Source organism: Pseudomonas sp. TMW22091 (assembly GCF_022496705.1).
GTDB lineage: Bacteria > Pseudomonadota > Gammaproteobacteria > Pseudomonadales > Pseudomonadaceae > Aquipseudomonas > Aquipseudomonas saxonica.
In genome coordinates this window covers 141,470-161,383 of record NZ_SCFI01000005.1, presented here as the reverse complement: position 1 = coordinate 161,383, position 19,914 = coordinate 141,470, and the positions used below count along the sequence as shown (strand labels likewise).

Genomic DNA, 19,914 nt, shown 5'->3' with positions numbered 1-19,914 from the left:
TTGCATTACGGGTCAGACTTTTGAGTCGGTCATTTTGAAAATGCCTTGAGCATTGCTGCTGTCAAAATTCAAGTCGATATGCCCCGTTTCCGGGTCGACCTTGCGTTGGATGAACTCGACAAACGAGCCGGGCACTGAGTGTTCGCGAAGCTGCCCGCCAGCATCGATCAGGCCGCGGGTAACGGTGCAGGCACGATAAGCCGTTTGCATGACCCGTCCTGACGCAGACACCTCGATGCTGTCTTTCATCGGGCGCTGCAATTCGCGTTGTTGGGCGACGCAGGCTTGAAGGTCTGACACGCGGTCAGTGAGGTGGTTGAAGCTGTTGCCTTCGGTGGCAATCCAGGCCATTTCAGCGCTTTCGCTGAGCAGGCATTGATAGTCGGCTTCCAAAACGATGCCATGTTGACGCTCGAACGCCCGGTAGAGCGCGGGTAACAAGGTGGTGGCTTCTTGCAGACTGCAATGGCGGGTGAGTTGCAAGCGCTCAAGGATGTGCTGGTGTTCATCGTGCAGGGGGTCAAGGCTGGACGCGACCACGCGGCTAACGGCTTGTTGAAATGCCTCGCTGAAACGTCCTGGATGTAGTTCCGAGACAAAAAATTGCGCGATGTCTTCGGGCAGATCCATGTGCCGGTAGCCCCAGCCAGTCATATTCAGTTTGGTCAGTGGGTAAGTGCGTACATCGGTAAAGCCTAGCGGCTCCAGCAATCGGGAAAATGCCTGACGGCCACGGGGTAGCTGGCCGTTGAGTGGCCAGTCCACGGTACGAATAGCGCCGTGGTCGAATACGATTTTGCGACCTTGTTGCGCTTGTTCCTCGACGTAGCGCAGACCGTTGGGCACGGCATTTACCAGTTTGTGCAGTAAACACAGGTTCAGGGCTTCGGCCAGCCAGGCCCGATGCACGGCCTGGGTGCTCCAGTTGAAGCGCTGCAAGGCTTGGGGAACCTCGACATGGGCGCGCAGCCAGTGGGCCGCGGGTTGGCCAAGTGCAGATTCGACGAGGGTGAACAAACCATCAAAGGCAGGCATGGGGCAGGGCTCTGGTGACGGGACAGGCGTCTATCAAAGCGTTTGGAGGCGGGGGCGACAAGCGAAAAAAAGCGTGGGGGTCATTCCGTTTTTTCGGGCTGGACGAAGAGCCCCTCACCCTAGCCCTCTCCCGGAGGGAGAGGGGACTGGCCTGGTGCGGATTCAAAATCACCACCCATCAGCTCCCTCTCCTTCCGGGAGAGGGTTGGGGTGAGGGCAAGCGATGTACGCAGGCTTAAGGCGCGAACGGCATCTCACGCTTGTGCTGAGTTTTTTCGTACGTCTTGCAGATGATGTTGAAGGCTTCTTCGCTCACCGGCTCGCCATGCAAGAAAGCATCAATCTCGGCATAGGTCACACCGTGAGACGCCTCGTCAGGCTTGCCCGGCGCCAAGTCCTCAAGATCCGCTGTCGGGACTTTCTCGACCAGGTACTCAGGAGCTTTGAAAAAGCGTGCAATCGAGCGCACTTGATTCTTCACCAGCCCACTCAAGGGCGCGAGGTCGCAAGAGCCGTCGCCAAACTTGGTAAAGAAGCCCATCACCGCCTCGGCCGCGTGGTCGGTGCCAATCACCAGACCGCCCGTTGCGCCCGCAATCGTGTATTGCGCCACCATGCGCATCCGCGCCTTGGTATTGCCCAGTACAAAATCTACGGTGGCAGGTGACTTGCCTTCAAATGCGGTGACTTCTGCAGACAGCGCCTTGACGGCCGGGCCGATATTCACCGTTTGGCGCTCATCAGGGTTGATGAAATTGACGCAAGCGGTCGCATCAGCTTCATCCTGCTGCACGCCATAGGGCAGGCGCACGGCAATAAAACGATAGGCCTGATCGCCTGACTGTTCACGCAGTTGCTTGACGGCTTTCTGGGCCATCAACCCTGCGGTCAGCGAATCGACCCCGCCGCTGATGCCCAGCACCAGCGTCTTGAGCCCGGAATTGACCAGGCAGCACTGAATAAAGGTGATACGGCGGGCGACTTCAGCCTCCAGCGCGTCCTGGTTTTTAAACGGCGGCTGGACCTTGAGGTCTTCAGCAATCTGACGCTGTACGGCCTGCATGATTCACTCCTTGGGGGACTGTTCGGGAACTTGGAAAACGTGTCGCAAGTAGGCGGCGAAATTAGGGTCGGAGCAATGAGTCTTGCCCGGCTCATCAGAAATCTTCGCAACCGGCGAGCCATTGCAACCCGTCATTTTAAGCACGATGCTCATCGGCTCCACACCCGGAATGTCGCAGGTCAGATTGGTGCCAATGCCGAAGCTGACGTTGATCCTGCCGCGCAACGCCCGGAAGATCTCCAGCGAACGGGGCAAGGTCAAACTGTCGGAGAACACCAGCGTCTTGCTCATCGGGTCAATGCCGAGCTTGTGATAATGGGCGATGCATTTTTCGGCCCAGACCACAGGGTCGCCCGAGTCATGGCGCAAGCCGTCAAACAGCTTGGCAAAGTACAGGTCAAAGTCCTTCAGGAAGGCGTCAGTGGTGATGCAGTCGGTCAGGGCAATCCCCAGCAGGCCGCGATACTCCCGTACCCAGCAATCCAGCGCGGCGCTCTGGCTGTCGATCAGCCGGGGGCCGAGTTGCTGATGAGCCATGATCCATTCGTGGGCCATAGTGCCCAGCGGTTTCATGTCCAGCTCGCGGGACAGGTGAACGTTGCTGGTGCCGACGAAGCGTCCGGGGAAATCGTGCTTGAGCACGCTGACCACTTCTTCTTGTACGCGGTACGAAAATCGACGGCGCGTTCCGAAATCAGCGACTTGAAGCTCGGACAATTCTTCAGCGCTGGCATTTGCCTGAAGCCAGTCGAACTTGCGGTACAACTGCTCGCGCGCCTGAGACAGCACGGTGTCGGCATAACGTGAGCGGTTGCGCACTTCGCTGACAATCGCCAGTAACGGCACTTCAAACAGGATGACGTGCAGCCACGGCCCGCGCAGGCGGATAAACAGCTCGCCGTTCTCGATGCCGGTGTGCACGTAACGCAGGTTGAAGCGAAACAGCCCGAGAAACCGAATGAAATCCGGCTTCATAAAGGTAATACGCTCCAGAAAACCGAGCTGGTCCTGGGTCATGCTCAACTCACCCAGACGATCAATCTGATGGCGAATCTCATTCAGGTACGGGCGCAAATCCTCACTGTTGCGGCAGCGGAATTCCCATTCGACTTCGACGTTGGGGTAGTTGTGCAGCACCGCCTGCATCATGGTCAATTTGTAGAAGTCGGTGTCGAGCAGGTTCTGCACGATGCGATCGGCAAATACACTCTCGCTCATAACGGCAATCTCCATGCTGGCCGTGCCTGATTGCCACGACGTTCAGCTTTTTCAATGAATGGTGCTAGTGGCGCATATCCGCAGGCAGTATTGCCAGCGGTTTTTTCAACCCGGTGCATCATCCAGCTGCTCCATCATCCAGCTGACAAAGGCTCTGACCTTAGGCACACATGCTGAATGCTCAGGGTAAGTCAGGTAATACGCGTCCTGACTGGGCTGCGTGTGTGGCCAGGCAATCACCAGTTTGCCGTCGTTTAATTCTTCTTCGATCAGAAATCGCGGCAGCAGGGCGACGCCACAGCCGACTTGAGCGGCCCGAGTGCTCATATAAAACGTATCGAAGCGCGGGCCATGGTAGCTGTGGTCAGTGTGATAGCCCTGGTTTTCAAACCATTCATGCCAGGCTTGAGGGCGTGAAGCATTTTGCAGCAGTACCAGATCGGTCAATTGCGTGGGATCAGTGAACGGCGAGGCGGGCAGGTTACCTGGCGCGCAGACCGCCACCATTTCTTCGCCAAACAGTTTCAGGCATTCACTGCCCGGTCGTGCGCACTGACCAAAGTAAAAGGCCAGGTCGCAGCCGCCCTGCAACAACTCCTCGGCTACAGCCTCATTGCACAGGTCCAGATGAATGTGTGGATGACGTAACCGCCAGCCTTTTAACCGGGGTACCAGCCATCGGGCGCCGAAGGTTGAGGGTGTGGCTACCCGCAATACCTCAGTTTCGCCGCCATAGGAGCGCAGCGTATGGGTCGACATTTCGACTTGGGTCAGGATTTTTCGGACTTCTACCAGATACAGCTCGCCAGCAGGGGTCAGTTGTAAACGCCGCCTTACCCGGCGGAACAGCAGGTGCTGTAGCAGATCTTCCAACTGGGCCACTTGTTTGCTGACTGCACTTTGCGTGAGGTTCAGCTCTTCTGCTGCGCGGGTAAAGCTCAAGTGACGGGTCACGGCTTCGAAGCACTGCAATGCGGCGATCGACGGCAGATAACGTTTATTGAGCATCGGGCGGCCCTTTTGGGTAGATGACTAGCGCAGCATGAATTTTCGGAATGATATCTCGCTTAAAGGTCGTTTGTTGCGGCGATGTGAGCCAGCTACAACTAATGGCCAGAGTTTCCGTTTATTGAGTTGAGGAGTGACCCATGGTTGCTGCATTGCTGGATCGTTTAGGAGTCAACCCTGCGTTGTACCAACAGGGCAAACAACCCGTGCATTCGCCCATCGATGGCAGCCAGATAGGCGTCGTGCAGTGGGAGGGTGCGGCCGAAGCCGAGCAGCATGTTACCCGTGCCGAGCATGCCTTTGATCTGTGGCGCAAGGTGCCGGCCCCGCGCCGTGGCGAGCTGGTGCGTCAGTTTGGTGATTTGCTGCGTGAATACAAGGCCGACCTCGGCGAGCTGGTGTCGTGGGAGGCGGGCAAAATCACTCAGGAGGGGCTGGGTGAAGTGCAGGAAATGATCGACATCTGCGACTTCGCGGTCGGCCTGTCGCGCCAGCTTTATGGGTTGACCATCGCTTCGGAGCGTCCGGGCCACCATATGCGTGAAACCTGGCACCCGCTGGGCGTGGTCGGGGTGATCAGCGCGTTTAACTTTCCGGTGGCGGTCTGGGCGTGGAACACCACGCTGGCGCTGGTGTGCGGCAACGCCGTGGTCTGGAAACCGTCCGAGAAGACTCCGCTGACCGCGCTGGCCTGTCAGGCGTTGTTTGATCGTGTGTTAAACACCTTTGAAGGTGCGCCTGCGTACTTGAGCCAAGTGATTATTGGCGGTCGCGACGCCGGTGAAGCCTTGGTCGATGACCCGCGTGTAGCCCTGATCAGTGCGACGGGCAGCACTCGGATGGGGCGCGAAGTGGCACCCAAAATCGCTGCCCGTTTTGCTCGCAGCATTCTGGAGTTGGGTGGCAACAACGCGATGATTCTGGCGCCGAGTGCCGATCTGGATATGGCTGTACGCGCCATTCTGTTCAGCGCCGTGGGCACGGCGGGTCAACGCTGCACCAGCTTGCGCCGTTTGATCGCCCATGAGTCGGTCAAAGAAGAAATCGTCACCCGGCTCAAGGCTGCGTATTCCAAAATCCGTATTGGTCATCCGCTGGAAGGCAATCTGGTGGGGCCGCTGATCGACAAGAGCAGCTTTGAAAACATGCGCGATGCGTTGGAACAAGCGTTGAGCGAAGGTGGGCGGGTATTTGGCGGTGAGCGCCAGCTGGCTGATCAGTACCCGAATGCTTACTACGTGGCCCCGGCGATAGTGGAAATGCCGGAGCAGAGCGAAGTGGTGTGCAGTGAGACATTTGCGCCCATTTTGTATGTTGTCGGCTACAGCGATTTTTCCGAGGCGGTGCGTCTGAATAACGCCGTGCCGCAGGGCTTGTCGTCGTGCATCTTCACCACCGATGTGCGTGAGGCCGAGCAATTTATGTCGGCTACGGGCAGTGACTGCGGGATTGCCAACGTCAACATTGGGCCGAGCGGTGCTGAAATTGGCGGTGCGTTTGGGGGCGAAAAAGAAACGGGAGGCGGTCGCGAATCTGGGTCGGATGCGTGGCGCGGGTATATGCGGCGTCAGACCAATACCGTCAATTACTCGCTTGAACTGCCGCTGGCGCAGGGGATTACGTTCGATTGAGGTGATGCCTTGCCCTCACCCCAACCCTCTCCCGGAGGGAGAGGGGGCTGACCGCACGCGGTTTCAAGAACACCGCCAATCAGTCCCCTCTCCCGGAGGGAGAGGGAGCTGACCGCACGCGGTTTCAAGAACACCGTAAATCAGTCCCCTCTCCCTCTGGGAGAGGGCTAGGGTGAGGGGCTTTTGATCTCGTGGTTGGGTTTCATTTCTGGAGCTTGGCAATGTCTTTACGCGAACAATGTCTGTGGGAAACACTCACGCCACAACGACCTCAAGCCACCGCCTTCAAAGGCGAACTCAAGGTCGATGTCTGTGTCATTGGTGCCGGAATTACCGGCCTGTCAGCCGCCATTCATTTGCTCGAACAAGGCAAGACGGTGTGCGTCCTCGAGGCCCATCGCACTGGCCATGGCGGTTCGGGACGCAATGTAGGACTGGTCAACGCCGGTATGTGGATCGCACCCGATGACATCGAAGCCGGCTTTGGGAAGGCGGTCGGCAGCCAGCTCAATCGCATGCTCGGCGCCGCCCCGGCGCTGGTGTTCAGCCTGATCGACAAGTACGCCATCGACTGTCAGCTGCGACGCGAAGGCACCTTGCACATGGCCCACAATGCCAAGGGTGAAGCAGACTTGCGCTGTCGGGAACAGCAATGGAAACGTCGCGGCGCACCCGTTGAATTACTCACAGGGGCCGCCTGCGAAGCGGCCACCGGCACGCCGAAAATAGCCGCCGCCTTGCTGGACCGTCGCGCCGGTACGCTCAATCCCATGGCCTACACCTCGGGGCTGGCCAAGGCCGCCAGTGATCTGGGCGGCCGCCTGTTCGATCACTCCCCCGTCACCGGGCTGGAACGTCAGGGCCAGCGCTGGTCTGTTCAAACCGCGCGCGGTGCGGTGAATGCCGAACAGGTGGTATTGGCCTCCAATGCCTACACCGAAGGCGAATGGACCGATCTGCGGCGTCATTTCTTCCCCGGGTATTACTACCAGGTCGCCTCAAAACCACTGACCGATGACTGTGCCAAGCGCATTCTGCCGGGTGGGCAAGGTTCCTGGGACACCCGTCAGGTACTCAGCAGTATTCGCCGCGATGCCGAAGGGCGTTTATTGCTGGGCAGTCTGGGCAATGGCAATCAAAAACCCACGTGCTTTCTCAAAGCTTGGGCCGACCGCGTTCAGCAGCACTATTTCCCTTACTTGAAAGGCGTGGAGTGGGAATGTACCTGGACGGGCTGTATCGCGTTCACGCCTGATCACCTGATGCGTTTATTCGAGCCCGCGCCCGGTTTAGTGGCAGTCACCGGTTACAACGGGCGCGGCGTGACCACCGGCAGTGTGGTCGGCAAAGCCTTTGCCGACTATCTGTGCCATGGCGATGCGAGCATGCTGCCGATTCCCTTCACACCCATGCGGCCACTGTCTGGCACGGCCCTGCGCAGCTGTTTGTACGAAGTCGGGTTTTCGCTGTATCACGCGGGTCAGTGTTTACGGATTGTGATTTGAGACTGATTGTTCGTTTAACCACTCACTTAAAAAGGTGCGCCTTGTAGCAGTGTCGCACCGAGAGTGTGCAGTTCGGTGACGCCGTCGGTTACGACCTCGCAGCACAGTGCAGTCCGGATGGGGTGAAACCCGTGATGTGGCGGGTTTGACCGATCATCAATGCGTGGTTTTAGCTTCCCCGGTTTAGACGGTTGCACGCCTGATGAACGGGCACCAAGGGCGCCTGCACCCCCCTGAAACAAACGCTTTTTTGAGAATAAAAAACCAATGGCACGCGGCTTGCTCTGCGCTTTACGTGAAGTCGATGTGCCATCTAACAAAACCTCAGGAGCACCACCTCATGTCGCAGATGTTCTACAAAAAAGGTTTTCTAGCCCTCGCAGTGGCTGCTGCGCTGGGCGTTTCTTCGTTTGTTCAGGCTGATGTGAAAATCGGTGTGGCAGGTCCCATGACCGGCGCCAACGCAGCATTTGGTGAGCAGTACATGAAGGGTGCGCAGGCGGCGGCAGATGCCATTAACGCCAAGGGCGGGGTTAACGGTGAAAAAATTGTGCTGGTCGCAGGCGACGATGCCTGTGAGCCAAAGCAAGCTGTGGCGGTGGCAAACCGTCTGGTCGATCAGGACAAGGTGATTGGCGTTGTCGGCCATTTCTGCTCGTCGAACACCATCCCGGCATCCGAGGTGTATGACGAGGCGGGTGTGATTGCAATTACACCGGGCTCAACCAACCCGCAAGTTACCGAGCGCGGTTTGAACGCCATGTTCCGCATGTGTGGGCGCGATGATCAGCAGGGCGTCGTGGCCGGGGATTACATCGTCGACGTGCTCAAAGGCAAGAAAGTAGCTGTGATCAATGACAAGGACACCTACGGCAAAGGCTTGGCCGATGCCACCAGTGCACAACTGACCAAGCGTGGCGTGAAGCCCATTCTTGAAGAAGGCCTGACCCGGGGCGAAAAAGACTTCAGCGCTCTGGTGACCAAGATCCGCTCCAAAGACGCTGATGTCGTGTACTTCGGGGGCCTTCACCCGGAGGCTGGCCCGTTGGTGCGTCAACTGCGAGAAGCGGGCCTCAAAGACGTGAAGTTCATGTCCGATGATGGTGTGGTAACCGATGAATTGGTAGCCACCGCTGGCGGCCCTCAATACGTTGACGGTGTGTACATGACCTTCGGTGCAGACCCGCGCAAGCTGCCAGAGAGTAAAGAAGTGGTGGATGCGTTCCGTAAAGCCGGCACTGAACCTGAAGGCTACACCCTGTATGCCTACGCGTCGGTTCAAGCATTGGCAGACGCCTTCAATGGCGCCAAGTCCAACAAGGGCGAGGATGCTGCCAAATGGCTCAAAGCCAACCCGGTAAAAACGGTGATGGGTGAAAAAGCCTGGGACAGCAAAGGCGACCTGAAAGTCTCTGACTACGTGGTGTACCAGTGGGACAAAGACGGCAAGTATCACCAGTTGGAAAAACAGAAGTGAGATGAGTCCCTCGACTGATCGGTACCTGGCTACCGATCAGTCTCAGGGTTCATCGGCCTCACCTGTCATCTTTTCCAAGAGTCGCGCTTGTTCCAACCTGCCAACACTGTCTGCGGACGGTGTGGCAGGTCTGGGTTTGCGCAAAGGCTCACCTGTGTGAGATTGCGTTATGGACGGTATCTTCCTGCAGCAACTGCTGAACGGTCTGACCCTCGGGTCTGTCTACGGCCTGATCGCCATCGGCTACACAATGGTCTACGGCATCATTGGCATGATCAACTTCGCCCATGGCGAGGTGTACATGATTTCTGCTTATCTGGCGGCAATCAGTCTGGCTCTGCTGGCATATTTCGGTATCGAATCCTTCCCGCTGCTGATGTTGGGCACCTTGATTTTCACGGTTGTGGTCACCGGCGTATATGGCTGGGTGATTGAGCGCGTGGCCTACAAACCGCTGCGAAACTCCACCCGACTGGCACCGCTGATCAGTGCCATCGGTATTTCGTTGATCTTGCAAAACTACGTACAAATTGCCCAAGGCTCACGCCAGCAAGGCGTTCCGACCTTGCTCAGCGGCGCATGGCGCGTCGATATTGGTACGGGTTTTGTGCAACTGACCTACACCAAAGTCTTCATTCTGGTTGCAGCCTTCGTCGGCATGGGGTTGCTGACCTACATCATCAAGAACACCAAGCTGGGCCGCATGTGCCGCGCCACGCAGCAAGACCGCAAAATGGCCTCCATTCTCGGGATCAACACGGACCGGGTGATTTCCTACGTGTTCGTGATCGGTGCTGCCATGGCGGCATTGGCCGGTGTGCTGATTACCATGAACTATGGCACCTTCGATTTTTATGCGGGTTTTATCATCGGTATCAAAGCCTTCACCGCCGCGGTACTGGGCGGCATCGGTTCTCTGCCCGGCGCCATGTTAGGCGGCATCATTCTGGGGGTGTCCGAGTCGCTGTTTGCCGGCCTGGTCAACTCTGACTACAAAGACGTGTTCAGTTTCTCACTGCTGGTGCTGATTCTGATTTTCCGTCCCCAAGGCCTGCTGGGTCGTCCTCTTGTGGCGAAGGTGTGAGTATGTCTGCAGCCATTAATAAACCGGTTGATATCAAAAAAAGCGTTGTCGATTCGATCCTTGCCGGGTTGATCTCCTTGATTCTGTTCGGGCCTATCGTGGGGGTGGTGCTCGACGGTTACAGCTTCAACTTGCAACCGGCACGGGTCGGTTGGCTGGTAGCGATTGTGATGGTAGGGCGTTTCCTTTTAAGCCTGTTTTTGCAGACACCCAAGGGGCTGAAAGTTCTTCAAGGTTTTGAGTCCAGCGGCTCGGGTGTGCATGTGCTGCCGCCAGACTACAAATCGCGGCTGCGCTGGATCATTCCGTTGTTGATCGTGATTGCGATCGTCTTTCCGTTTTTTGCCAACAAATACATTTTGACCGTGGTGATTCTGGGGCTGATCTACGTGTTGCTCGGCCTTGGGTTGAACATCGTGGTCGGTTTGGCCGGCTTGCTCGACTTGGGCTACGTGGCGTTCTATGCAATCGGTGCCTACGGTCTGGCTTTGGGCTATCAATATCTGGGGCTGGGGTTTTGGTCGGTGCTGCCACTGGCGGCGATTGCGGCGGCGATGGCGGGGTGCATTCTCGGGTTTCCGGTGTTGCGAATGCACGGCGACTACCTAGCCATCGTGACCCTGGGCTTCGGCGAAATTATCCGTCTGGTGCTCAACAACTGGCTGTCGTTTACCGGTGGGCCTAACGGTATGCCTGTGCCCTCACCAACGTTCTTCGGCCTGGAGTTTGGTCGGCGTGCCAAGGAAGGCGGCGTGCCGTTCCATGAGTTCTTCGGCCTGGACTACAACCCCAATATCAAATTCCTGTTTATCTACATCGTGCTGTTTCTGGTGGTGCTGCTGGTGCTTTACATCAAGCATCGGTTGACCCGCATGCCGATCGGCCGGGCCTGGGAAGCGCTGCGCGAAGACGAAATTGCCTGCCGCTCGATGGGCTTGAACCACGTGCTGGTCAAGCTATCGGCCTTCACCCTCGGTGCCTCCACAGCGGGACTGGCAGGTGTGTTTTTCGCCAGCTATCAAGGCTTCGTCAACCCGTCCTCGTTCACCTTTTTCGAGTCGGCGTTGATCCTCGCGATCGTTGTGCTCGGCGGCATGGGCTCGACGGTGGGCGTAGTGATCGCGGCCTTTGTGCTCACCGTTGCGCCAGAGTTGCTGCGCAGCTTTGCCGAGTACCGGGTGCTGCTGTTTGGTGTGCTGATGGTGTTAATGATGATTTGGCGACCGCGGGGCCTGATTCGCATCAGCCGTGTCGGGGTTAAACCACGCAAAGGAGTTGCGCCATGACCACACTCGCCAAAACCACTGATGAGGTCGTACTGCGCGTTGACAAACTGATGATGCACTTCGGAGGCATCAAGGCCCTCAGTGATGTAAGCCTTCAGGTCAAACGTAACTCGATCTTTGCCCTGATCGGCCCGAACGGAGCCGGTAAGACCACCGTTTTCAACTGCCTGACCGGGTTCTACAAAGCCAGCGGCGGTAGGATTGAAGTCAATGCCCGGGGTGCCTGCACCAACGTGATCAAGTTGCTGGGGGAACCGTTCAGGCTGACTGACTTCATTTCGCCCAAAGCCTTTGCCAGCCGGCTGTATTACAAAATGTTCGGCGGCACGCATCTGGTTAATCGGGCGGGGCTGGCGCGAACGTTCCAGAACATTCGTTTGTTCAAGGAAATGTCGGTGCTGGAAAACCTGCTGGTGGCGCAGCACATGTGGGTCAACCGCAACATGCTGGCGGGCATTCTTAACACCAAAGGCTATCGCAAGGCCGAAAGCGATGCGCTCGACCATGCCTTCTACTGGCTGGAGGTGGTGGACCTGGTGGACTGTGCCAACCGCCTGGCCGGTGAACTGTCTTACGGCCAGCAACGGCGGCTTGAGATCGCGCGGGCCATGTGCACGCGCCCGCAGATCATCTGTCTGGACGAACCGGCTGCGGGTCTCAACCCACAAGAGACTGAAGCCCTGAGCGGGATGATTCGCCTGTTGCGGGATGAGCATGACATTACCGTTGTGCTGATTGAGCACGATATGGGCATGGTCATGAGCATTTCTGACCATATCGTCGTACTCGACCACGGCAACGTGATCGCCGAGGGCGGACCAGACGCCATTCGCAACGACCCTAAAGTGATCGCCGCCTACTTGGGCGCAGACGAAGAGGAGCTGATATGACGGGCAAGATCCTCGAACTCAAGGAACTGGACGTTCACTACGGGCCGATTCAGGCCCTGAAAAAAGTCTCGATGCACATCGAGGAGGGCGAAACGGTAAGCCTGATCGGCTCCAACGGTGCGGGTAAGTCCACGCTGCTGATGTCGATCTTTGGCCAACCTCGTGCCAGCGGCGGGCAGATTCTCTACCAGGGCGTGGACATCACTCAGAAGTCTTCGCATTACATTGCCTCTCACGGTATTGCTCAATCGCCGGAAGGACGCCGGGTGTTCCCGGACATGACCGTTGAAGAAAACCTGTTGATGGGCACCATCCCCATTGGCGACAAATACGCCGCTGAAGACATGCAGCGTATGTTCGAGCTGTTTCCCAGGTTGAAAGAGCGGCGTGCCCAGCGGGCCATGACCATGTCGGGTGGTGAGCAGCAAATGCTCGCCATCGCCCGTGCATTGATGAGCCGGCCCAAGTTGTTACTGCTCGATGAACCCAGTCTGGGTTTGGCACCGATTGTGGTGAAACAGATCTTTGGCACCCTGCGGGAGTTGGCGAAAACCGGTATGACGATTTTTCTGGTTGAGCAAAATGCCAACCATGCCTTGCGCCTTTCAGACCGTGCCTACGTGATGGTCAACGGCGAGATTCGCTTGACCGGCACCGGTAAGGAACTGTTGAGCAATGATGAAGTGCGTAACGCCTATTTGGGCGGGCATTAACGACAGGTAGACAAGCCCCTTCAGAGGGGCTTTTTTTTCGCGCCTGAAATTGTGGAAAACAATATTGCAACCCTACTAAAGCGCGACATAAAGCCGCTGTAAATTGCTGTTTTGTCATCGTTTTGACTTGTCCCCGTTTGCTGTGGAGGTGCCTGTGGGTAACGTGGGAGTAGTTGGCTGCAGGCCTTTATTTATGTGGCGTTCAGAGGTGTGGCTGTTTTTTGTACAGTGACTTTTGTCAAGCCGCCGGGATTATTTGTCAACAGGTTTATTCAGTTATATAGCCCGTCATAAATGTTCCCAAGGCCTGTGGATAAGTCTGTGGTTAAACTCTGGAAAGAATGCGCTAGACGGTGTAATTGCTGGCTTCTGGCTATCTCATAAGGGTTGGACGGCCGCACCTTTTTGGGGCGCCTGCATAATCGTCGCATCAAGGTCAAGTCATAACCCCGGTAAAATTCTCTGCACCCCGTGTAAACAGAAGCTTGCAGCCTGTTGAGTTGCCCCCAAAGACTGTGGACGGGCCTGTGGATAAGGTGAGTGCACAGTGCTCCAGCCTATATAGAACGTGGGTTCGAAGGTCTTGGTTATTTTTTGTACAGTTTGGGGGCGTTTAGTGCGGCCGGGTTGCTGCCGGAACGCAGTCGGGGCATGCTGCTCAGTGTCCATTTCAACGGCGGCCAAAGCCCGCCAGCCAAGGAGAACACGATGACTTCCACCCTGTTTATTACGGGCGCGACTTCCGGATTTGGAGAGGCGTGTGCACGCAAGTTTGCGCAGGCAGGCTGGAAACTGGTGCTGACGGGGCGACGCGAAGAGCGTCTTAAGGCGTTGTGTGAAGAACTGTCCAAACAGACCGAAGTGCACGGTCTGGTGCTGGATGTGCGCGACCGGGCGGCGATGGAGGCTGCGATTGCGAATTTGCCACCCTCGTTCAGCAAATTGCGTGGGCTGATCAACAATGCCGGGCTGGCATTGGGTACTGACCCTGCGCCCAAGTGCGATCTGGACGACTGGGAAACCATGGTCGACACCAATATCAAAGGCTTGATTTTCACGACTCGTCTGTTGCTGCCACGGTTGATTGCCTATGGCCGGGGTGCCGGGATCATCAATTTGGGTTCAGTGGCCGGCAACTATCCGTACCCGGGCAGCCATGTGTATGGCGGCACCAAGGCGTTCGTTAAGCAGTTTTCCCTGAACCTGCGTTGCGACTTGCAGGGCACGGGCGTGCGGGTCAGCAACATTGAGCCGGGTCTGTGTGAAAGCGAGTTCTCGATGGTGCGTTTTGGCGGCGACAAGGCGCGCTACGATGCCACCTATCAAGGGGCAGAGCCGATCCAGCCGCAAGATATTGCAGAGACCATTTTCTGGGTGCTCAACACCCCGGCGCATATCAACATCAACCGACTTGAACTGATGCCTGTCACCCAGTCCTGGGGCGGTTTTGCCATCGAACGTCACGCCAAGGAGTAAACTCGCGCCTGGCAGCCCACTCGCGGCCTCCTGAGGGGGTCGCATTCAACCGGGTTGAAAGGAGTTTGTGTGAGTAACCGTGGTGAGCAGAAATTGCTCAAGCAATCGACTGTTTTAATGTTTGCGGTGGCCGTTGCCGGCATCGTGACGGGTTTTATGTCGGGGTCAGAATCCATCCTGTTTGATGGATTCTTCTCGCTGATCGCGACCTTTATCAAAGTGCTGATGTTGATTACGGCGCAATTGATCGCCAAAGAAAGCAATCAGCGTTTTCAGTTCGGCTTCTGGCACCTTGAGCCGATGGTGCTGTTGATCGAAGGCAGCTTCCTGTTATTGATTGCGATCTATGCCTTTCTCAATGGTGTGTTCGGCATCCTCAATGGCGGACGTGATATTGAACTGGGGTTGGTCATCGCCTACGCGGCGGTGTTTACCGTGATCGAATTTGGCTACTACTTCTGGGTACGGCGCAAAAACATCAAGCTCAAATCAACTCTGATTCAGTTCGACAACATCAGTTGGCTGGTGGACGCCATGTTGTCGGTGGGCCTGTTGATAAGTTTTGTCACGGCCCTGGTATTGAAACAGCAAGGTTATGCACAGTGGGCGGCGTACGTTGACCCTGCGATTCTGATCTTGCTGGCGCTGAGCATGTTGGCACCAGCGTTTAAAATCCTTAAGCCGGCCTTGCGTGACGTGCTGGGCATTGCCCCGGACAGGCTCGATGACAAGGTGCGTGAAGTGCTGGAAGAAATGTCAGCGCGCCACGGGTTCGAGGGTTACAAAACCTATGTGCAGAAGCATGGGCGGGCGCGGTTTATCGAAATCCACATTGTGTTGCCAAGGGGTTATGCCCTGACCAGCATCAACACCCTGGATGCGCTGCGCGAAGAGATTTCTGCGCTGTTGGGGCCGGGGGACAGTGCCCGCTGGCTGACCATCAGCTTTACCGGGGATCGCAAGTGGATTACTTGAGACGGTAAGCCCCTCACCCTAGCCCTCTCCCGGAGGGAGAGGGGACTAAAGCAAAAGCAGATAGGTGTTACGGCGCAAATCAGCTCCCTCTCCCTCTGGGAGAGGGTTGGGGTGAGGGTTTGCCTTACCCGAAAAACTGCGCCAAGCCGCTGTAACACGTCGCCAAGTGATAAGGCGTAGTCGACGGCATGTCTTCGCGGCTGACGTTACCCTCGGCATCTCGGCACTCGTACCAGCCCCCAGCATGCAAAAACTGCTGCTGCAGTGCCTGCAACTGACGTTGCAAACGCGTCAGGTTGTCCGGCCGCAACGTTAGGGCGCGCAAATACTCGGCTTGAGCCCAGATGCGTTGCGTGCCATCGCGCAGCGTGCCATCCGGCGCCAGCATCCCGCACACAGCGCCGCTTTCAAGATCGACACCTACCTGCTCGGCAAAGTCGAACGCACGATCCAGAGACGCGTGCAAAGCCCCTGAACACAGCAATGGCGACGATTCCAGTAAATACAGCCACTCGAACTGATGCCCCGGCTCAAACCAGTTATCCACAGCCCCACAGGGTTTTTCGAGCATCACGTTATGCACAGGCTCAATAAAGCGCTGCTGCATCCCGTCGGCCAGTGCCAACAAAGCGGCCTTCACGGTTTCATCCTCACGCACTGACAAGGTGGCAAGAAAGGCTTCGGCCAAGTGCATCAGCGGGTTTTGCAGCGGCCCGGTGTTCAGCGAGGTCCAATCCTGATTAAGGTTGGCTTCGTACAAGCCCTTGCCGTCACTGAACCGCTCTGCAACCACTTGTAACGCGGCATTGAGGGCTGACGCCACAATCGAGTCGTCTACTTTGGCCCAGTAATGGGCGCAGGCGAAGATGATGAAGGCGTGGGTGTAGAGGTCTTTGCGTGTATCGAGCGGCGCCCCTTGAGGATCGATGCTGTAGAACCAGCCACCGTGCTCGGCGTCGTGAAAGTGGCGTTGCAGCGAGCGAAACAAATCGGCCGCGCGCTCGGCAGCGGCGGGGAAGGCCGGGTCGCCGATGAGGCTGGAAAACACATAGAGCTGACGGGCGCAGGCCATAGCCCGATAGCGCTGGGGCGGCAGCGGCCGATGCTCGGGGCTGAGCGCCTCGTAAGGTAATGCCAGTTCGGCATTCCAGCCGGGGCCTTGCCAGAGCGGCACAATGACCTGACGGAAATGCTGTTGCACGGCCGCAAAGGTGGCGGTCAATTCAGGCGCAAAGGTGGTGCTGGCTACATCGGGCATTGGCGGGCGTCGTCACGGCTGGGGCGTTTGCGCAACATGATACACGCAAAACTTGTAGCCGCTGTCGCAGGCTGCGACGGGTTGCGCAGCGACCCTGCTTTTAAATAAAAGTGAAGGTCTCTGGGCCCTATCGCAGCCTGCGGCAGCAGCCACAGGTTCGCAATTAAACCAACAAACCCTGACGCTCAATAAACGCCACGATGGTCTCCAGCCCGTGACCGGTTTTTTGATTGCTGAACACAAAGGGTTTTTCACCGCGCATGCGTTTCGTGTCGCTGTCCATTAGCTCAAGCGAAGCACCGACCAGTGGCGCCAGGTCAATCTTGTTGATGACCAGCAAATCCGATTTACAGATTCCCGGCCCACCCTTGCGCGGCAGCTTGTCGCCGGCCGACACGTCAATCACGTAAATGGTCAGGTCCGACAGCTCCGGGCTAAAGGTCGCGGACAAGTTATCCCCACCCGATTCCACCAAGATTAGATCCAGACCTGGAAAACGCCGATTCAGTTGGTCAACCGCTTCAAGGTTGATTGACGCATCTTCACGAATGGCGGTGTGTGGGCAGCCGCCGGTTTCTACGCCGATGATGCGCTCCGGTGCGAGCGCCTCGTTGCGCACCAGAAAATCAGCATCTTCACGGGTGTAGATGTCGTTCGTTACGACGGCCAGGTTGTACTTGTCGCGCAAGGCCAGACACAGGGCCAGGGTCAGGGCCGTTTTGCCGGAGCCTACCGGGCCGCCGATGCCGACGCGTAAAGGTTGTGTGTTCATGACATTCTCCTAGGAACGAAACAGACGGCTGTACTGGCGCTCATGGGCCATGCTCGCCAATGACAGGCCAAATGCGGCGCTGCCCATGTGGGTCATATCGAGACGGCTGGCGTGTTGTTGAGCCAGCTGCAATGCGGGAGACAGCTCGCTGGTCATGCGCTGGGCTGCTTGTTGGCCCAGTGGCAAGGTTTTCATCAGCACTGCCAATTGGTTTTCCAGCCAGCTCCACAGCCAGGCTGCCAGTGCATCTTGTGGGTTGATACCCCAAGCGCGCGCCGCCAAGGCCCAACCGAGGGCCAGATGTGGCTCGCATTGTTGGTTGAGAAACAGTCGGGCGGGGTCGTCCAGTTCGGGCAGTCCCGTGAGCAGTTGCTGCAAGGAATAGCCCATTTGTCGACTTTCCTGATGCAGCTCCCGGGTTTCGCGGCTGGCACGGTGTTCGTCGCAAAAGCGCTGCAAGCGCTCCCAGTCCTCGTCCGCCGCTGCCTGGCAATGCGCAAGCAACAGTGGCGCTTCAAAGCGCGCCAGATTGAGCAGCAATTGATCGCTGATCCAGCGGCTGGCCGTAACCGGGTCGACTACTCGGCCATTGTCGACGGCCATTTCCAACCCTTGGGAATAGCTATAACCGCCAATCGGCAACTGGGGACTGGCCAATCGCAGCAGCGCCCAGGCCGGATTCACAAACGCACACCAAACTGGTGCAGGCGCGGCGCATAGTTGAAGTCTTCTTCACCGGCTCTTGAATGATGATGGCCGCCGCCATACGCGCCATGCTCCGGTTGAAACGGGGCGTCGATGGTTTCGGTGTGGGCGCCCAACTGATCAAGCATGGCCTTGAGCACATAGTCATCAAGCAAGCGCAGCCAACCATCCCCCACTTGCAACGCGACATGGCGGTTGCCCAGGTGATAAGCGGCGCGTGTCAGTTCAAAGGCATTGCGGCACGTGACGTGCAGCAGTTTTTCGGGGCTGGCGCAAACGCGCACGATACGCCCGTCCTGAGCTTGAAGAAATTCGCCGTCCTGCAAAGGCGATTGACCGCGCTCAAGAAACAGGCCGACATCTTCGCCGTCGCTGCTGAAACAGCGCAGGCGGCTTTTGCTGCGGGCTTCGAAGTGCAGGTGTAACTCGGCGCTCCACACGGGGTGGGGTTGGACTCTGCGATGAATCACCAACATCGGAAGGCTTCCTGCGAATGACAATGCCTTGAACAGAGCAAAGGCCGCGCCAACCCGGTGGTGTGCCGTAAATGTGTAGGAAAAAAGCCTCAGAAGGGTGCGACAAGGTCAAATCTGGTGCGTAATTAGCGCGCTCGCGCACCAGCAAGGTGCGCCGTGGGGTTATTCGGTGCTTCCTAGACCTTGCCAATGTTTGAGCCCGATAAAGATAAACCGCAGTTGCTGACTGATTTTGGCCTGAGGCTGCAAGTAATCGGGCAACGTCTCACCGGTCGGGTCGATGACATCGGGCAGGGCCGCGAACACACTTTTAACCACCAGATCGGCAATCACGGTCAGGCCAGCATGATTCAGATGCCGCAATTTGGGTTTTGAGCCCAAGTCAGTGGCCAAATCCAGCGTAATGTCTTCGCGCAGGGCGCCAATGGCCTGGCGAACTGGCTGTGAGCCACCGTATTGCTCGCGGGCCAGAAACAGAAACTGAGAGCGGTTGGCTTCAACCACATCGAGAAAAATACGCACCGAGGCGTTGATCACTCCGCCCATGAACAGCTCGTTGTGGCGCACCAGGCGAATGGTTTCGCGAAAGGTCTGACCGACCTCGCTGACCAGTGCCAGGCCCAGCTGGTCCATGTCGCTGAAATGGCGATAAAAACCGGTGGGTACAATGCCAGCCGTTTTGGCGACTTCACGCAGGCTCAGGCTGCCAAAGCCGCGTCCCGATTCCATCAAGTGGCGGGCAGCGTCCATCAGTGCAAGGCGGGTTTGTTGCTTCTGTTCGGCGCGGGGCAGCATCGGGGCTGGTATTCCAGACAAGTACAGCGGCGCACTCTAGCAAATCGGCTTTGATGACGTCGAACGCTGTGTTGCTCAATAAGCCTGGTGGCCGCTGGCGTCGGTATTAACTCGCACGTTGATTTCTTTCAGCAAGACGATCAGCGCCACCCTCAGCCACGAAGGTGCTGCCTTTGGTGCGGTCGTAGCCATCTTCGGCGACACGGTTTTGCTGATCCAGCGTGCGTTGGGCGCCGTCTTCGGCAATTGGGTTCAGAGGCTGGCTCAAGGTGCTGGAGGCAGGCTGTACCATGGGAGTGGGTTCGTCTTCGGCTGGCATGGCAAAGGCGTTAAAGGCAAGCAGTGACAGGCTCAGGCCAAACAATACTGGGCGTTTCATGATGAGGGTACTCCGTAGCAGTTCAATCAAGTAGGTAGGGTGCCAATGCTACGCTTGCCTCCTCAAGATCAAAGTTCATACGGCCAATGGTGATAATCAACAAAATTGATTGTCCAGGCTCAACCGCTCTACTGCGCCGCTTTTGGAAGTTTTTTTACGAAAGTTAAG

The 19,914-nt window shown here is 57.2% G+C and carries 19 protein-coding genes; 9 read left to right on the top strand and 10 right to left on the bottom strand.

The genetic code is table 11. The features are described from left to right. Positions 1–12 precede the first annotated feature (12 nt). The 4 genes from EQV93_RS11780 to EQV93_RS11765 form a co-directional block, all read right to left on the bottom strand. The gene (locus EQV93_RS11780) at positions 13–1,035 is read right to left on the bottom strand and encodes a DUF1338 domain-containing protein (protein ID WP_240891619.1); all 1,023 of its coding nucleotides are present in this window, start codon (positions 1,033–1,035) and stop codon (positions 13–15) included. Between the two features lie 235 nt (positions 1,036–1,270). Continuing rightward, the gene (gene nadE / locus EQV93_RS11775) at positions 1,271–2,098 is read right to left on the bottom strand and encodes an ammonia-dependent NAD(+) synthetase (RefSeq protein ID WP_122785058.1); all 828 of its coding nucleotides are present in this window, start codon (positions 2,096–2,098) and stop codon (positions 1,271–1,273) included. A 3-nt stretch (positions 2,099–2,101) separates the two neighbouring features. Further along, the gene (gene pncB, locus EQV93_RS11770) at positions 2,102–3,316 is read right to left on the bottom strand and encodes a nicotinate phosphoribosyltransferase (RefSeq protein ID WP_122785057.1); all 1,215 of its coding nucleotides are present in this window, start codon (positions 3,314–3,316) and stop codon (positions 2,102–2,104) included. A 105-nt stretch (positions 3,317–3,421) separates the two neighbouring features. After that, positions 3,422–4,324: a LysR substrate-binding domain-containing protein gene (locus EQV93_RS11765; RefSeq protein ID WP_122785056.1), complete on the bottom strand. Its 903-nt coding sequence runs from the start codon at positions 4,322–4,324 to the stop codon at positions 3,422–3,424. 140 nt (positions 4,325–4,464) lie between these two features. Between EQV93_RS11765 and amaB the strand changes: the two genes are divergently transcribed. The 9 genes from amaB to EQV93_RS11720 all read left to right on the top strand — a co-directional run bounded on the left by amaB (position 4,465) and on the right by EQV93_RS11720 (position 15,361). After that, entirely contained in the window at positions 4,465–5,955 is a 1,491-nt protein-coding gene (gene amaB, locus EQV93_RS11760) for an L-piperidine-6-carboxylate dehydrogenase (protein WP_122785055.1), read from the top strand. Positions 5,956–6,176: 221 nt separating this feature from the next. Continuing rightward, positions 6,177–7,460 carry an L-pipecolate oxidase gene (amaA, locus tag EQV93_RS11755; protein ID WP_240891618.1) on the top strand — a complete coding sequence of 428 codons (1,284 nt, stop codon included), beginning with the start codon at positions 6,177–6,179 and terminating at the stop codon, positions 7,458–7,460. Between the two features lie 340 nt (positions 7,461–7,800). Continuing rightward, a complete protein-coding gene (locus EQV93_RS11750) occupies positions 7,801–8,937 on the top strand; it encodes a branched-chain amino acid ABC transporter substrate-binding protein (RefSeq protein WP_122785053.1) in 1,137 nt (378 codons plus the stop codon). Between the two features lie 169 nt (positions 8,938–9,106). After that, positions 9,107–10,021 (top strand): ABC transporter permease subunit, encoded by a 915-nt coding sequence (locus EQV93_RS11745; RefSeq protein ID WP_122785052.1) that lies wholly within the window; start codon positions 9,107–9,109, stop codon positions 10,019–10,021. 2 nt (positions 10,022–10,023) lie between these two features. Continuing rightward, the gene (gene livM, locus EQV93_RS11740) at positions 10,024–11,307 is read left to right on the top strand and encodes a high-affinity branched-chain amino acid ABC transporter permease LivM (protein WP_122785051.1); all 1,284 of its coding nucleotides are present in this window, start codon (positions 10,024–10,026) and stop codon (positions 11,305–11,307) included. Beyond that, on the top strand, positions 11,304–12,197 hold the full coding sequence (locus EQV93_RS11735; protein ID WP_122785050.1) for an ABC transporter ATP-binding protein: 894 nt from the start codon (positions 11,304–11,306) through the stop codon (positions 12,195–12,197). Before livM ends, EQV93_RS11735 begins: the two co-directional genes overlap by 4 nt. After that, positions 12,194–12,910, top strand: coding sequence for an ABC transporter ATP-binding protein (locus tag EQV93_RS11730; RefSeq protein ID WP_146384751.1), 717 nt, complete (start codon positions 12,194–12,196; stop codon positions 12,908–12,910). Before EQV93_RS11735 ends, EQV93_RS11730 begins: the two co-directional genes overlap by 4 nt. Positions 12,911–13,618: 708 nt before the next feature. Beyond that, positions 13,619–14,386, top strand: coding sequence for an SDR family oxidoreductase (locus tag EQV93_RS11725; protein ID WP_122785386.1), 768 nt, complete (start codon positions 13,619–13,621; stop codon positions 14,384–14,386). A gap of 69 nt (positions 14,387–14,455) precedes the next feature. Beyond that, positions 14,456–15,361, top strand: coding sequence for a cation diffusion facilitator family transporter (locus EQV93_RS11720; RefSeq protein ID WP_122785048.1), 906 nt, complete (start codon positions 14,456–14,458; stop codon positions 15,359–15,361). Positions 15,362–15,485: 124 nt separating this feature from the next. Here EQV93_RS11720 and EQV93_RS11715 read toward each other — a convergent pair whose 3' ends face one another. The 6 genes from EQV93_RS11715 to EQV93_RS11690 all read right to left on the bottom strand — a co-directional run bounded on the left by EQV93_RS11715 (position 15,486) and on the right by EQV93_RS11690 (position 19,746). Further along, entirely contained in the window at positions 15,486–16,619 is a 1,134-nt protein-coding gene (locus EQV93_RS11715) for an AGE family epimerase/isomerase (RefSeq protein ID WP_240891617.1), read from the bottom strand. A gap of 163 nt (positions 16,620–16,782) precedes the next feature. Next, complete coding sequence (gene ureG / locus EQV93_RS11710) at positions 16,783–17,391, bottom strand: urease accessory protein UreG (protein ID WP_122785046.1); 609 nt, start codon at positions 17,389–17,391, stop codon at positions 16,783–16,785. A 9-nt stretch (positions 17,392–17,400) separates the two neighbouring features. After that, a complete protein-coding gene (locus EQV93_RS11705) occupies positions 17,401–18,075 on the bottom strand; it encodes an urease accessory protein UreF (RefSeq protein WP_240891616.1) in 675 nt (224 codons plus the stop codon). Continuing rightward, positions 18,072–18,572: an urease accessory protein UreE gene (ureE, locus tag EQV93_RS11700; protein WP_122785044.1), complete on the bottom strand. Its 501-nt coding sequence runs from the start codon at positions 18,570–18,572 to the stop codon at positions 18,072–18,074. Before ureE ends, EQV93_RS11705 begins: the two co-directional genes overlap by 4 nt. Before the next feature lie 162 nt (positions 18,573–18,734). Continuing rightward, positions 18,735–19,367, bottom strand: coding sequence for a TetR family transcriptional regulator (locus EQV93_RS11695; RefSeq protein ID WP_122785043.1), 633 nt, complete (start codon positions 19,365–19,367; stop codon positions 18,735–18,737). Between the two features lie 106 nt (positions 19,368–19,473). Next, on the bottom strand, positions 19,474–19,746 hold the full coding sequence (locus EQV93_RS11690; protein ID WP_122785042.1) for a hypothetical protein: 273 nt from the start codon (positions 19,744–19,746) through the stop codon (positions 19,474–19,476). Positions 19,747–19,914 lie beyond the last annotated feature (168 nt).

What these genes read in the sequence shown, in the direction of transcription:
- EQV93_RS11725 (WP_122785386.1), top strand. Translation starts at nt 13,619, where the DNA reads ATGACTTCCACCCTGTTTATTACGGGCGCGACTTCCGGATTTGGAGAG.
- EQV93_RS11745 (WP_122785052.1), top strand. Translation starts at nt 9,107, where the DNA reads ATGGACGGTATCTTCCTGCAGCAACTGCTGAACGGTCTGACCCTCGGG.
- livM (WP_122785051.1), top strand. Translation starts at nt 10,024, where the DNA reads ATGTCTGCAGCCATTAATAAACCGGTTGATATCAAAAAAAGCGTTGTC.
- amaB (WP_122785055.1), top strand. Translation starts at nt 4,465, where the DNA reads ATGGTTGCTGCATTGCTGGATCGTTTAGGAGTCAACCCTGCGTTGTAC.
- ureE (WP_122785044.1), bottom strand. Translation starts at nt 18,572, where the DNA reads ATGTTGGTGATTCATCGCAGAGTCCAACCCCACCCCGTGTGGAGCGCC.
- EQV93_RS11730 (WP_146384751.1), top strand. Translation starts at nt 12,194, where the DNA reads ATGACGGGCAAGATCCTCGAACTCAAGGAACTGGACGTTCACTACGGG.
- amaA (WP_240891618.1), top strand. Translation starts at nt 6,177, where the DNA reads ATGTCTTTACGCGAACAATGTCTGTGGGAAACACTCACGCCACAACGA.
- ureG (WP_122785046.1), bottom strand. Translation starts at nt 17,391, where the DNA reads ATGAACACACAACCTTTACGCGTCGGCATCGGCGGCCCGGTAGGCTCC.
- EQV93_RS11750 (WP_122785053.1), top strand. Translation starts at nt 7,801, where the DNA reads ATGTCGCAGATGTTCTACAAAAAAGGTTTTCTAGCCCTCGCAGTGGCT.
- pncB (WP_122785057.1), bottom strand. Translation starts at nt 3,316, where the DNA reads ATGAGCGAGAGTGTATTTGCCGATCGCATCGTGCAGAACCTGCTCGAC.
- EQV93_RS11780 (WP_240891619.1), bottom strand. Translation starts at nt 1,035, where the DNA reads ATGCCTGCCTTTGATGGTTTGTTCACCCTCGTCGAATCTGCACTTGGC.
- EQV93_RS11690 (WP_122785042.1), bottom strand. Translation starts at nt 19,746, where the DNA reads ATGAAACGCCCAGTATTGTTTGGCCTGAGCCTGTCACTGCTTGCCTTT.
- EQV93_RS11715 (WP_240891617.1), bottom strand. Translation starts at nt 16,619, where the DNA reads ATGCCCGATGTAGCCAGCACCACCTTTGCGCCTGAATTGACCGCCACC.
- EQV93_RS11735 (WP_122785050.1), top strand. Translation starts at nt 11,304, where the DNA reads ATGACCACACTCGCCAAAACCACTGATGAGGTCGTACTGCGCGTTGAC.
- EQV93_RS11695 (WP_122785043.1), bottom strand. Translation starts at nt 19,367, where the DNA reads ATGCTGCCCCGCGCCGAACAGAAGCAACAAACCCGCCTTGCACTGATG.
- EQV93_RS11765 (WP_122785056.1), bottom strand. Translation starts at nt 4,324, where the DNA reads ATGCTCAATAAACGTTATCTGCCGTCGATCGCCGCATTGCAGTGCTTC.
- nadE (WP_122785058.1), bottom strand. Translation starts at nt 2,098, where the DNA reads ATGCAGGCCGTACAGCGTCAGATTGCTGAAGACCTCAAGGTCCAGCCG.